Annotated in this window: 9 protein-coding genes; 1 reads left to right on the forward strand and 8 read right to left on the reverse strand. The window is 66.1% G+C overall.

Annotation, left to right across the window (positions count from 1 at the left end; genetic code table 11):
• Nucleotides 1–114: 114 nt before the first annotated feature.
• Complete coding sequence (locus X566_RS00675) at nt 115–981, forward strand: hypothetical protein (RefSeq protein ID WP_152539756.1); 867 nt, start codon at nt 115–117, stop codon at nt 979–981.
• A 112-nt stretch (nt 982–1093) separates the two neighbouring features.
• On the opposite strand, the gene X566_RS00680 is transcribed toward X566_RS00675, so the two are convergent.
• From X566_RS00680 to X566_RS00715, 8 genes are all read right to left on the reverse strand, one after another.
• Nucleotides 1094–2035 carry a hypothetical protein gene (locus tag X566_RS00680; protein WP_034462714.1) on the reverse strand — a complete coding sequence of 314 codons (942 nt, stop codon included), beginning with the start codon at nt 2033–2035 and terminating at the stop codon, nt 1094–1096.
• Nucleotides 2035–2961, reverse strand: a complete 927-nt coding sequence (locus tag X566_RS00685; RefSeq protein WP_034462747.1) for an ArdC family protein — start codon at nt 2959–2961, stop codon at nt 2035–2037. Before X566_RS00685 ends, X566_RS00680 begins: the two co-directional genes overlap by 1 nt.
• Before the next feature lie 348 nt (nt 2962–3309).
• Entirely contained in the window at nt 3310–3897 is a 588-nt protein-coding gene (locus X566_RS00690; RefSeq protein WP_034462748.1) for a hypothetical protein, read from the reverse strand.
• A gap of 677 nt (nt 3898–4574) precedes the next feature.
• The gene (locus X566_RS25240) at nt 4575–5078 is read right to left on the reverse strand and encodes a hypothetical protein (RefSeq protein ID WP_244434627.1); all 504 of its coding nucleotides are present in this window, start codon (nt 5076–5078) and stop codon (nt 4575–4577) included.
• On the reverse strand, nt 5075–5962 hold the full coding sequence (locus tag X566_RS00700; protein WP_034462715.1) for a DUF7007 domain-containing protein: 888 nt from the start codon (nt 5960–5962) through the stop codon (nt 5075–5077). Before X566_RS00700 ends, X566_RS25240 begins: the two co-directional genes overlap by 4 nt.
• Nucleotides 5959–6435 carry a hypothetical protein gene (locus X566_RS00705; RefSeq protein ID WP_034462716.1) on the reverse strand — a complete coding sequence of 159 codons (477 nt, stop codon included), beginning with the start codon at nt 6433–6435 and terminating at the stop codon, nt 5959–5961. The genes X566_RS00700 and X566_RS00705 overlap by 4 nt, the downstream gene beginning before the upstream one ends.
• Nucleotides 6436–6533: 98 nt before the next feature.
• Nucleotides 6534–8216 carry a ParB N-terminal domain-containing protein gene (locus tag X566_RS00710; protein WP_034462717.1) on the reverse strand — a complete coding sequence of 561 codons (1683 nt, stop codon included), beginning with the start codon at nt 8214–8216 and terminating at the stop codon, nt 6534–6536.
• Between the two features lie 257 nt (nt 8217–8473).
• The coding region (locus tag X566_RS00715) for an Eco57I restriction-modification methylase domain-containing protein (RefSeq protein WP_034462750.1) at nt 8474–13396 on the reverse strand (4923 nt) is incomplete at its 5' end.

The raw sequence follows: 13396 nt of genomic DNA on the forward strand, positions 1-13396 counted from the left end.
AACCGCCGTGCTCCCTTCCCGGAAGACGCTATCCAGCAAGCGGCCCTCGCAAGCGGCTGCCCACTGATTGAATTGTCGCGCTCGACTTGGACCGCGGTGGCGTGGATCTGTACCGTGAAGCTCGTACTGTCCGGTTTCCGCGCCGGATGCGGCGCTAGATATCAAATTGAAATACCAGCGCAAGCGTGTGCATTCACGAACAGGCGCCATGTCATGGGAGGTAAGCAATTGACGGAACAAGAGAGACGAACGAAGTGGAATGCAATGTGTGACGCCGTTGCCGATCAGATGAGGGCCTTCACTCGTCCATACGTAAGCGTTCTCGCCGGTGAAGTTGACATAGGAACTGGCACGTTCATCGAGAACAGTGATGCTCAGATACTCACCTGCGCGCACGTTGCCCGTTTTGACCCTACGGCTTTTTACGTCGATCATGCAGGGAGCGTTCAGCTTCAGCCAGGCATGTGGCGCATGGAAGGCGACCCTAAGAAGGACGTGGCGATCTCACCCTTGCCTGAGGACGAGTGGGCAAAGGTCTGTGGAAGGGCTAGTACGCTCTCAATATCGAGATTTGCGCAAATTCATGAACCGGTGAAAGACGAGCTTCTCTTCTTCAGAGGCATTGCTGGCGAGAACGCGAACTACATCGGAAATTTCGGCACCGATGTCATTCTCAGCGGCTATTGCTCGCAGGAAAAGCATGACACTGGCGACGGCGAAATTTTTGAAGTCCTATGGAAGGGAGGTCAGGCGAGTGTGACGTCTGGCACCGACAGCAGCGTTCGCGATCGCGTTCTCTACGATAATCCAGCCGGCTTTAGCGGCTCGCTGGTCTGGAACACGAGATTTGTTGAACTGGGATGCGATCTATCCACGTGGACCCCCGACGATGCGATCATCACCGGGTTGTTGCGCCGTTATGATGAAGCTACAGAAACTCTGCTTGTTTGGCGGATCGAGCACGTGCGCGCTTGGCTCTGAGAACCCTTGCCCGTTCGAAGCGGTGCTGTGACGTGGGAGTCCACTTCCGATAGGCCCCGCGCACACGCGGAGACTGCTAGGCGTGGCCTGACCCCCGCAAAAAGCGAGGTGTTCACACGCCGCACATCCCTTCGCACTCGTTGCCGAAAAGGTCGAGTTGACCGTGATCGGCGGCGGTCGACAGATCGGCAAGGTCGAGCGGCACACAGGAGCGATGCAGGAACACATCGCCACGGATGCCGCGAAGACCGGAACGCAGGGCGTGGTCGACCGCGACCGCATCAGCCCACGCCTCGCCGTCGTGATCGCGCAAATCGCGCCAGCGGGCATTGTCGTGGAACGGGCAGCCGATGCACGCGCTCTTCGGCGGGATCGGATAGCCATGGCGGTGCAGCCACGCCATGCAATCCTGCCGGCACATGCGTCGCTCGATCAGGGGAAAGCGCTTGATCTGCCAGCCTTCGAAGCTCGGCTTCGCCCGGATGACCTCGTCCGTGCTGATGCCGATCCATTGCTCGACGACAGGGAAGGAGGGCGAGCGCTTGCGGGCAAGCCCGGCGAGCTCGCGGACCTTGCGCCGGATCGGAACGATCTTGAACTCCGCCGTGCATTGCCGGCGGATCATGCCGATCGAGATGATGTCGGCCGCGCTGCGGCGTTCGCCGATCTCGATCAGCTCACCCTCATCATCCTCGTCGAGGACCGGAATGGGCGTACCGGCAGGCCTGACCGTGCGGGTGAACGCCGGAATCGATGCCCATCGACGGCCCTCGCCGGCGGCGAGAACGTGTTCGCGGATATTGCCGGCCGACACGATGTGCACGGGAAAGGGCAGGACATTTCCTGACATGAGCCAATCGAGATGCTCGTAGACGGCGGCAGGCTCCCAGCCGGTATCGGCAAAAATCGCGCAATCCGGCATCGGGCCGATTTCGCCATGGGCCGCGAGCAGCGCCATTGTCGTCGATTGGACGCCGGCGCCGAGCGAGAGCACGCGCAAGCGGATCGGGGAGGGCGAAAGCCCCTCCCCAGAAGCAGGCGGAACGTGAAACATTACGCTGCCTCCCCCTCTGCGGCTTCCGCCGGCTGGAGACCGTGCAGGAAGGCGGCGGCGCGCTGCGCGTGTGCGGCGGCCTGGAAGACCGCGCGCTTGTCGCCCTGCAGGACCTGGAGCCACGATTCCACGTAGCTTGCGTGGTCGGGCCGCGGTTCGAGCTCGGGCACGATCCCGAGGTCGGCGCAGATCAGCGCAGATCCGATTTCGGCGACGAGCTCCTCGCGCGCGCGTTCGCTGCGATCCTTCGCATAACGGCTGAGGTCGCGCCCCACGCGGCGCGAATCCGCCGTCCAATGGACATGCTCGTGGCTCAGCACCGCCACGTACGATGCAGCGTCGCGAAACGTCTCGAATGGCGGCATCTGGATGTGATCGGTCGACGGCGCGTAGAAGGCTCGCGCGCCGCCATGCCGGATCGCCGACCCCGTATTCGCGAAGAAGCGATCGGCATGATCGATCCGCTGGATCGGATCGATCGTCGGCGCCGGCTGCCGGTAGAAGTGGTCGGGCAGTCCGGCGATCTGCTCGACGTTGAAGACCGAATAGGTCTTCAGGAACGGGATGTCGCGCTCGACCTCGCCGCCATTGCCGTCGGTCTCCGTCCGGGTGAAACGGCTCGCATAGATAACGGTCGCGCCCGACTCGCCCTTGCGGACATGAGCGTCGAGCTCGATCGCCTGCTTGAACGTCATCCAGGTCGGCGAGGTGAAACCGCGCGCGAGCGCTTCCGACCAGAGCAGCAGCACGTTCATGCCACTGTAAGGTTCGCCGTTGTGGCGCAGCGGCCGCGTGATGCGCCGACCCGCGTGGCCGGCGCTCCATGGCTGGATCCAGGGCCGAACACCCTTTTCGAGATCCGCGACGATGCGATCGGTGATGCGCGCGTAGACGTCGGCGCGTGAGCCTTCCTTCTTCTCAGTCATTTTCCTGAACCTCCGCTTGGAGGTCGCGCCCATCGCGACCTCGTCACGGCGGTCCATCGCCAGGGAATTCAGGGGAGCGGCGCACCCTTGGGCCGCAACGAAGTGGAGGGCGGCGAAGCCGCTGCGCCGGGCCCCGGCCCTGGCAGGACCAAAAGCCGGACGGGCGTCGCGACGCGCACCGCCTCATTTTCTCCATTCCATCTTCTTGAGGAGCGGCCGCATGGCGGTCGTCGCCGCCGTCGTGCGCTGCGGCCGCGGCAGCGACACGAAAAAGGGGCCGGCCCCATCGGGGCCAGCCCAGCGTCGTGGTATCGAAGACGGGCGAGGCCGAAGCCTCGCCCGGTGCCATCAGCCGAAGGCCGCCAGCTGCATTTCGGCCGCCTTGCGATCGAGCGTGTGGCCGGGATTTTCGACCGGACGCTCGAAGGGCTTCCAGCGCTCGCCGACGACGTGCTCGTAGGCCGCGACGGCACCCTCGGCCGCCATGCGCAGGGCGTGCGACTGCAAGGCCATGTCAGCGGCGAACTCGCGCTTGCGCTGCGCGGTGCTGTCGAAACCGACGGGACCGTCGAGGTCCTCGTCGCGCAGGTCGTTGGACGCCTTGGCCGTCGCGTCGCGGGCCTCGGTCACCGCGCGGCTATAGAACTGGCCGGCGCCGTGCGCGGAGCCGACATAGGCGCCGACGATCCGCTGCAGATGAATCTGCATCGCTCTCTCGCCGAGGCCTTCGCTCAGGCTGTCGGCCGTCTCGACGATCATGCGCTGATGGAGATCACGGATCCCGTCGCCGTCGAGAACGGGAAGACCAAAGCTCTCGGAGATGAGCGTCGCCTGGGCGGCGTCGGGGCAGGCAAGCCTGACCATTTCGAGCGTGGTGCTCTTGCGGAGCTGGACGACCTTCGCGGGCTGACGTTGGGTGCGAGCGGCTTTGGTCATGAGAACTTCCTTTCCTTCGGTTCGCCTGAAGGCCCGGATCGGCTCCTGCCGGTCCTCCCTTCGGGTGCGATCGACCGAAACCGGCGGAATGACGGGCGTTTCAGGGTCCGGGGCGGCCGGATCGAGCGGAGCCGGTTTGCGCGCAAGCAGGGCTTCCAGCCCTCGCGCGGCGCGCGGGCCCGCTGTGCCGAGATCGGCAGCTCCGGCCGCAACGCGGCGCGGCACGCGGCCTTGAAGCGACCGGCCGCCGGTTTAAGAGCGCAACAAAACCCGAGGGGAGGCCCGGCGGGCCGGAACGCCCATCAACAAGCGAAACCGACAGGTAAGGACCTCATGTACCCGCCGCACCCCACCACCAGGCCGCCGGCCGCGACGCATGACACCCGCCGGACCGTCCGGCCGCTTTCGTGGCGGCCTGGCACCTCATCGCAGACGACCGGCACTCTCTCCCGGCTGCGCCCGCGCGCACGACTCCAGCGCCAGTCGTCTCGCCGGGTGCCTGATCGGAGGTTTCCACGAGGCGGATGCATTCCATCATCGGCAAGGTCGCCGCCGGTGTTGGAGCCGCCGGCGTTGGATGTTCTCGGCCGCGGACCAGACGCCGGCGCAGGCCAGTTGATTCCAACCTTGCCCAGGCGTCGACCGGATAGCGTCAGGGTGCGACAGCCCGCGCTCCCTCATGCGCCGTTGACAGTGGCCGGAGCGCGCCGTGCTGGCGGCGTGGGCTCTCTGCTCGACCCGCACGCCGTCGGATGCCGATCATCGCAAGATCGACGCGCCGGTTTCCGGCCACAGCGCCGAGCCGGGCCGGCATCATGATGATCCACCGTCGTGCTGATGCACGCGTGGCGGCCAGCGGGTCGGCCGTCTTCGATACCAAGGCGCCGCCGCAGCGCCTCGATTGCATGGTCCTGCCGCGCGAGCTTTCGCGCCAAGGCGTCGATTTCCGGTTGGCGCTCCGCCGTGAGCGCCGCCAGGCTCGCGCGATACCGCTCGAGGAAAGCATCCGGATCCGGCGGCTTGCCGCGACGATACCCGGACTGCCTGCGGCCGAGCGACGGGATCAGCGCCGTCATCCTCCGCGTGATCTGCCGATCGATCATGTCGAGCTGGCGCTGCGTCTGTCGCCGTGCTTCCTCCATGCGGTGGAGAAGATGACGACGATTGGAGGAGGGGATCATGCCGCCCTCCCTGGCTGCCAGCCGATAAAGTCCGACTCGCCGCCATAGACGTGGTGGCGAGCGGGATCGACCACGAAGCCGAAGCGGCCGACGCGATATTCGTCCGAGGGCACGAGGAAGCGGCGCTCCTCGGTCCCAAAGCCCCGCTTACCGCCCGGCGTCGCGACGACCTCGACAAAGCCCGCGACCTGCTTCGACGTGATCGCAGAGATCACGATCCAGTCGTGGGCATGGGCCGCTTCGAAGGCCCGGCGATCCTTCTCGTGCGATTCGCCCGGCATGAGGATGGTGCCGAAGATCGCCTCCCAGGCATCGGGCCAGCTGTCCTTGATGGTCCGCTCCGCACAGCGACGCTCGAAGGCGGTGAAGAGATGCGGAAAGGTGATCGCGACGATCGCCCACTCAGCATCTTCCTCGTACCATCCGCCGGCCGAGCGCAGCATGCGATGGACCTTGCGGTTTCGCTCGGACGAGAGCTTGAAGCCGCCATGCCCGGCAGTCGAATGCGACGTGACGCCCTCGGCGTAGATCGTCGCGCCCTGCGAGGTGCCCCAGGGCGTATGGGCACGCGAATATTCCTCGACACGGCCGAGCATCTTGCGCTCGCGCTGATGTTCGGCGTTTTCGAGCNCGCGCGCGCGAAACGCCGCCTCGTCGGCGAGCTCGCCTGAGTGCCCGTAGAAATAGGCGCGCGTCCACTCGCCCATCGGTCGCGAGAGCCTCCACGCGGTGACGAGATAGTGCCGATCGTCGCGCGCCATCGCCATGGCGAACGCCGTGTCGCCGACGAGCGCGACAGGCATGCCGTCGGCGCTTCGGCCGAAAGAAACCCCCGGAAATCCGGGGGTCTCGGTCTGAGGACGGGCAGGAGAGGGGGCGTTCATGCCGCTGTCCTCCCCTCAACGATGTCGGCGCCGACCTCGTCGGCCGTCACCTCCTGGAGCACGGCACGCGGATAGCCGTGGCGCGTCAGCCACTCGCGGGCGTCGGCCTCGTGTGTTGCGAGATAGACCAGTTCGGCGTCGTCGCCAGCGCGATCGAGGATGCGGACCGATCCGATCGCCGGGCGCTCGACGATGGTGAAGGCCAGTCGCGAGTCGAGCGAGAACGTCCGATGGACGCGGATCGCGACGACCCCGCCGGCGCCGTGGTCGGCCTCGTGCAGGGTGAAGCATGCCGAGAGCGAGAGGTTGCCGACGCCGCGCGCCCCCTGCTTGCGGATCAACCGGCCGCGACTGTTGCTCGTGTGCCAAGCCGCCAGCTTCTTGGTGAAGCGCGGCGGGGGCTGCGGCGTTCCATCGGACCAGGCGACGATGGACCCGATTGGTGCGGTGTCGAAGATCGTGTGCGCGGACATGGTGTCCTCCTTGGATAGCGCGTGTGTGGAAACGGAACCGCCGCCGGCAGGGCCGGCGGCGGGATGTCGTTTGCGAGATGAGATGAGCGGATGCGTCGCTACTCGGCCGCATCCAGGAATTCGCCGGCTTCATCATCGTCGGAGCCTGCCTCGCCGATATCGGCCACCTCTTCGTCGGCTTCATCGTCGTCGGTCGCCGTCGCGCGCGACGACAGCCAGTCGGAGAGCTTCGCCGGATCGGGGGCGAAGAGCGCGGAGGGATGGACGAAATGCCCCTCCTTGTAATGCTCGACGAGAGCTGCGCGCGTGTCCTTCACGCGCTGGCGCGGCAGGACCGGCGTGTCCTTGCACGAGCCTTCGAGCGCCGGCCGCGACAGGCACGAGAGGAAATCCTCCGTGCCCATGTTCGGCAGGAATGCGTCGGCGCCGATCATCTCGCCCGCGATGCGCGCGACGATGCCGCTGTTGGTGGTGTTTTCCCGGCACGAGAAAACGTCGACCAGCATGGTGCGGGCCGCAACACGCAGCGTGTCCATGTCGAAGGCGAGCTTGCCGTCGGCGTCGAACAGCACCGCCGCGTTCTTCGCCAGCCGGCTGTGGCCGTAGTAGACACCGCCACTCCCCGTCGTCACCGCGACGTTCTGGCCGGCGAAGGCGAGGATCAGCAGCGCCATCAGCGCATCGTCCTCGATCGGCGCGCGGCCGAGCGCTTCGCGCAGCGCATCGGTGCGGTAGTCGCCGATCATCTCGACGCCCTTGCGCGTCACGTCGGGACGCGGCCTCGACACTTCACCGACGTCCTCCGGGGCGTTATCGGTGCTGCTCGCGCCCTTGCCGCCCTTCGGCTTCTTCGCTTCGGGCATGCGGTAATGCACGCTCTGCACACGACCCTCGCGGTCGAGGTACATCGCGGTGCAATCGGACTTGGTCGGCTTGCCGTAGACGCGCTCGGCCTTCGGCGGCAGCTTCACCTCGCCCCAGTTCGTGGTTTCGGCGATGACGCCCTTCTTGGGCAGGTTCGCCGTCATCCATTCCTGCTGTGCGCCGAGGAAGCCCTCGACATTCGTGGTGTAGCGGCTGTCCTCGTCGGCCGGAGCGAACAGGTCCTCGACCCACTGGATGCCGTATGCCTGGGCGAGATCGTCGCCAAAGCTTGCATGGCGCGCATACATGCGGGTCTTCTGCAGCCCCTGCGCCACGCTCCACCACGAGACCTGCGGATCGCCCTTCGACGGCTTGTGCTTCTTCCAGACCTCCTTCTGCTCGTCGAGCGCGGCCGCCGCTATCGTGCGCAGCTGCTGCTCGTTCGGCATGTCTCCCTTGGCCATGTGATCGAGCATCGCCGGCAGGACGTTGGCGAGCAGACGCAGCTTCTTGATCTGGCGCACGGGAAGCGCGAGCGCCACGCCGATCGCCTCCTCGGTCCAGCCGAGCGCGACCAGGCGCTCGATCGCACGCCACTGATCGACCGGGTTCATGGGATCGAAGGCGATGTTCGTGACCATCGATCGCATGGCGCCGTTGTCGTTCGACGCCTCGTCGACGAGCACGTCGATTTCCTCGAGACCCGCTGCGATCGCCTGCTTCACGCGGCGATGTCCGGCATTGATGATGTAGCCGTTGCCGCCGCCGGCTTCGGGCGTGATGACAGGCGGCTGGACGATGCCGACCGCCTTGATCGTGGCGAGCAGCAGCGCGTCGGCCTGCGGCGTCGATTTCGTCTGGCGCAGGGGGTCGGGATTTTCCTTCAGCGCTCGCGGATCGACCTTGATGAGTTGCATGGGAATGCTCCTTTTGGGGTTGCGGACCGGCTTCCCGGCCCTCTCTCGTCTTCTTCCCGAAGACACCTCCCGGCCCGCGGAGCGGGCGAGCCGGTGCAACTGCGGCCGAGCATCCCTGCCCGGCAGGACCAGCAGGGCCAGAGCCCTGCGCAGGACGACGGGCCGGGATCGCGCAGGCGGCGGTTGAGCGTCAGCGTCGACGGCCCGCCCGATCTGCGAGCGGGCATTTCCACCTCTTTTCCTCTCCTTTTTCCATTTCAGGCGGCCACCGCCATCTCGCCGCCGCTTCCATCGTCCTCTGCCAGCGCCTTCTCGACCTCCGCGAGCTGCCGGCGCTTGTCGGCGAGCTCGCCCGCGAACGCGAATTCACCGCCGTCGCGCGATGCATAGGACGCCAACCGCCGCCGGGCATCACCAAGGCGCTGGGACATACACTCGCGCTCGCCCTCGAAGTCGTCGATCGCGTGCTCAAGGCGAGCGGTGGCGCCAAGCGGCGTCACCGTCACCGGCAGCTCGATCTCATAGTCGGCGCCGGTTCGCTGCAGCATCGTGGTGTAGCGGTAGCCATCGCGGCCGAAGCGCTCGCCGCTATATTCAAGGTCGAAGCCGCCGATCGATGCGATCACGCTCTCGCCCTCCTGCTGAAGCTGAACGAGCGTCAGAATCTCCTTCAGGAGCGCCCGGCCTGCGAGCTTGCGCTCGCCGTAGCGGTCGCCCGTCACCGTCATGGTGAAGGCGTCGCCCGAGGTCGGGATGCGACGCGCGATGTCCTGGCCGATCTCACCGATGCGGCGCGTCGAATATTCGATGTCGCGTTCGGCGTCGCGAGTCTGGCGGCGCACCGCGTGCTGATCGTCGATATGGGCAGCGCGCAACCGCTCGAGCCGTGCGATATCGGCTTCGAGGCCGGCCTTCTGCATCAGGCGCGGATCGCCCGACGCGATCGCCTTGGCCATCGCGAACTGATTGGCTTGGCTCTCGCCCATATCCTCGAGCCGGCGGATCGAGGTGTCGCCGGAAAGGGCCGCCGCGATGAAGCGGGCCTTACGCTCGTTGTTCTGCCACATCTGCGCGTCGAGCGAGCCCTCGGTCGCATAGGCGAAGATATCGACCTCGTCGTGCTGGTTGCCCTGGCGCACGATGCGGCCCTCGCGCTGCTCGATCTGCGACGGCAGCCACGGTACATCGAGGTGATGCAAGGCCTTCAGGCGCAGCTGCGCGTTGACGCCGGTCCCCATCGTGTCCGAGCTGCCGATCAGGAAGCGGACCTTGCCGGCGCGCACGTCGCCAAAGAGGCGCTGCTTCGCCTCGGACTTCTTGAAATCCTGCATGAAGGCGATTTCGGACGCCGGTACGCCCATGCGGACAAGCTCGTCGCGGATCCAGCGGTAGGCCGAGAAGCCGCGCGACTTCTCGACACTGATGGTGCCGAGGTCGGAGAAGATCATCTGCGCCGCGCCGGGCAGTTCGAACGGCTTGCCGTCGGAGCGGACATAGGTGCGCTCAGCAGTGTCGCTCCAGATGCGGAAGGCGTTGCCGACGAGCTGGTTCAGCTTGTTTTCGGCTTCGTCGTCATTGTCCGGGTCCACCAGGCGCAGATCGATCGCCGCATGCCGGCCATCGGTGATGACTGACAGGAGAATGTCGTCGCCGGGCTCGGGTGCGCGGTCGCGTTCCTCGATCGCCTTGATGCGTTCGCCAAGCAGCGTCTGGTAGCGTTTGAACGCCGCCGACGGCTTCGCGGTGAGGATCTGCCGCTTGCCGGTCGAGATCGCCGGCACCTTGACGTACTGGCGCAGGTCCTCCGGCATGACGACGTCTGCAAAGGAGCGGAACATCGCGATCAGCTCCGGCACGTTGACGAAGGTCGCGAAGCGCGTGACCGGCTTGTATTTTCCAGACGGCTGCAATTCGAGCTCGGTCGTCACGTCGCCGAAGGTCGACGCCCAAGCATCGAACTCGTGCAGGCCGCGCTCGCTCAGCGCCACGTAGCCGAGGTAGCGCTGCACCGAGAACATCTCGCCGAGTGTGTTGGTGATCGGGGTGCCGGAGGCGAGCACGAGCGCACGGCCCGGATTCTTCATGTCGACGTAGCGCGACTTGACGAACAGATCCCAAGCGCGCTGCGAGCCGTTCGGATCGACACCCTTCAACGTCGACATGTTGGTCGCGAAGGAAAGCTTGCGGAACTCCTGCGCCTCGTCGACGATGATCTGGTCGATGCCGATCTCGGAGATGGTGAGCAGGTCGTCCTTGCGCGTCGACAGCGCCTCGAGCCTCTCCTTCAGGCCCTCCTTGAGCCTTTCGAGCCTCTTTCGCGAGACGCGATCGTCGTTTTCGACCTTGGTCAGCAGCGTCTCGTAGAGCTCCAACTCGTCCTGGATCATCTGTTGCTCGAATGCCGATGGCACCGAGATGAAGCGGAAAGCCGAATGGGTGATGATGATCGCGTCCCAGGTCGCGGTCGCGGCGCGCGACAGGAAGCGGTGGCGCTTGTCTTTGGTGAAGTTGGTTTCGTCGGCGACGAGGATGCGCGCGTTCGGATAGAGCGCGAGAAATTCGCGCGCCGCCTGCGCCAGGCAGTGCCCGGGCACGACGAGCATCGCCTTGGCGATCAGCCCAAGCCGGCGCTGCTCCATGACGGCGGCCGCCATCGTCATGGTCTTGCCGGCGCCGACAGCGTGCGCGAGATAGGTCGATCCCGCCGAGATGATGCGCCAGATGCCACGTTTCTGGTGCCCATAAAGAACAAAGGCGCCAGAGGCGCCGGGTAGCTTCAGATGCGATCCGTCGAAGGCGCGCGGCGCGATGTTGTTGAAGCGGTCGTTATAGACCCGCGCCAGTCGATCGGTGCGATCAGGATCGGACCAGATCCAGCGCTGGAATTCGTCCTTGATCTTTTGCAGCTTCGTCTTCGCCGCCTCGGTGTCGACGACGTTGAGGACGCGGCGCTCGCTGTCGCCGTCCTTCACGGTGTCGAAGATCTGCGGTACGCGGCTGTTCAGCGCGTCGGCAACGAGCTCACCCGCGTGGCGCCGATCGGTGCCCCATTCGGATGTACCGGCCGCCATCCAGCCGAGCTGGCGCGCCTCCACCGTCCACGATGCGAGCTCGGGCATGTGGTGGATCTTGATGTCGGCGCCCATCGTCTCCTTGACGAAGGCGACGACGTCGGCGGCCGGAATCCACGGCGCGCCGAGGCGCGCGGTGATGTCGGACGGACTGAGATCGGCAGGCTGGACGCCTTGCAGCGCAGTGACATTGCGCTCGTACTCGGCGTCGAGCGCGGCCGCCGCCTCGGCCGTCTTGAGCTTGTCGCGCACAGGACCCGACAGATAGGCGTCCGCGGTCTGCCACGAGCTGTCGGTCGGATCGCGGAAGATGGCGCTGCCGAGCTCGGCGACGACGTCCGCGCATTCGCGATGCAGCAGTTCGGCGATATGGTCGAGATCGAGGTGCCCACGCTCGTTCAACACCACGGCGAGCGAGTCCGCCGCGCTGGTGATCACCGGCGCCGCCGGCGGCGCAATCACGCGCTCGGTAAAGATCGGCCCGGGTTTGGCGGTGTTGGTCTCGAGGTCGTAGTCCTCGATCGAGGCGACCAGCCAGCAATCGGGATCATCGAGGAAGGGCTGCAGGTTCGGCCGGCGATGCGTCTCGCGGACCTCGCCGGTCTCGTCGTCCTCGGTCATCGAGACGGTCGTGAAGTTGATCGGGCCGAAATCGCGCACGAAATTCGACCAGGCAATGCGAAGACGAACCTGCGCATCCTTCCACGGCCGGTCGGTTTCCTGGCATTTGAGCACCTCGCGCACCGCATCGCGGATCGGGATCAGCTTGCCGATGATCCGCACATGCTTTTCGGGCACGCCCTCGGCGCTGCGGCCCTTGCGAACCTTGACCGCGACGGGCCTGCCGTCGAGGACCTGCATGATGCCGTGGACCTTCTCCGCGAAATAGCTGCCTTCGCGCACATGGCGATCTGAGGGAGAACCAAAATCCGCCAGCTCACCATCTTCGTCGAGATCAGGATCGATGACGTCGGGCTCGCCGTCGTAGATCGCCTGCGGGAGAAGAGCGATCACGCCGGGAAGGAGAGACTCGAGCGCCTCGCCGACGCGCGGCAGGCACGTATAGGTCTCGCCGAAGGGACCGGATGTCAGCGCATGCGTGCCCAGCACGAAGGCGGGGCGCTGCACGAACCAGCGGTTCACGCGGATCACGCTCTCGTCTTCGCCTGCCGGGCGTACCTCCTCGGTGTCGAGCCAGGATGGATCGCCTGCGGCTTCGCCGATCTTGCGCTTGCGGAAGAAGAGGAGGTCGACCACGACGTCGGTGCCGGCGGCCGCGCGGAAGCTGCCCTCGGGCAGGCGAATGGCGGCGACGAGATCGGCCGATCCGGCGATGTGCTCGCGCGCGGCAGAATCCGCCTTGTCCATCGTGCCGTGCGACGTCACGAATGCGGCAAGCGCGCCGGGCTTCAGGAGATCGATCGCACGCGCGATAAAGTAGTCGTGCAGGCGAAAACCCTTGGAGCGATAGGCCCGGTCCGATCGGACGGTGCGGTCGGAAAAGGGCGGATTGCCGATCGCGAGGTCGAAGGCCGCCGGCAGCTCGGTGCGCGCGAAATCGCCGGTGAGGATCCGCGCCCGCGGCTGGAGCAGACGGGCGATCCGCGCCGTCACCGGATCGAGCTCGATGCCGGTGACATGCGCAATGTCGCGCAGTTCTTCCGGCATCAACGCAGGGAAGAGGCCCGTGCCGATACCGGGCTCGAGCACGCGTCCGCCACGCCAGCCAAGACGCTGCAACGCCGTCCAGATCGCCCGCACGATCGGCTCCGGCGTGAAATGGGCATACTGCGTGCAGCGGGCGAGCGAGGCATAGTCGAGTTCGCCGACCGCATCCTCGAGCGAAGAGCCGAGCTCCTGCCAGCCTTCGCGGAAATCCGGCTCGCCGGGCCGGCGAAAGACGCCGTTTGCGAGATCGGAAGCGCCGAAGCCGGTGAACCGGATCAGTTGCGCCTGCTCCTGCGGCGTGGCGGGGCGCTGATCGGCCTCGATCGCGGCCGCGAGCTGGACGACGGCAATGTTGTCGCGCCCCCGCTCTTTCCAGGTCCTGGCGAGCAGGCGATCGCCGACGAGACGGAAGTTGGACCCGCGCACGGGGCGGGTGGGGAC

Source organism: Afipia sp. P52-10 (assembly GCF_000516555.1).
Classification (GTDB): Bacteria; Pseudomonadota; Alphaproteobacteria; order Rhizobiales; family Xanthobacteraceae; genus P52-10.

Coding starts and splice junctions, on each gene's coding strand:
- X566_RS00680 (WP_034462714.1), bottom strand. CDS start 2,035: ATGTTTCACGTTCCGCCTGCTTCTGGGGAGGGGCTTTCGCCCTCCCCG.
- X566_RS00685 (WP_034462747.1), bottom strand. CDS start 2,961: ATGACTGAGAAGAAGGAAGGCTCACGCGCCGACGTCTACGCGCGCATC.
- X566_RS00690 (WP_034462748.1), bottom strand. CDS start 3,897: ATGACCAAAGCCGCTCGCACCCAACGTCAGCCCGCGAAGGTCGTCCAG.
- X566_RS25240 (WP_244434627.1), bottom strand. CDS start 5,078: ATGATCCCCTCCTCCAATCGTCGTCATCTTCTCCACCGCATGGAGGAA.
- X566_RS00705 (WP_034462716.1), bottom strand. CDS start 6,435: ATGTCCGCGCACACGATCTTCGACACCGCACCAATCGGGTCCATCGTC.
- X566_RS00710 (WP_034462717.1), bottom strand. CDS start 8,216: ATGCAACTCATCAAGGTCGATCCGCGAGCGCTGAAGGAAAATCCCGAC.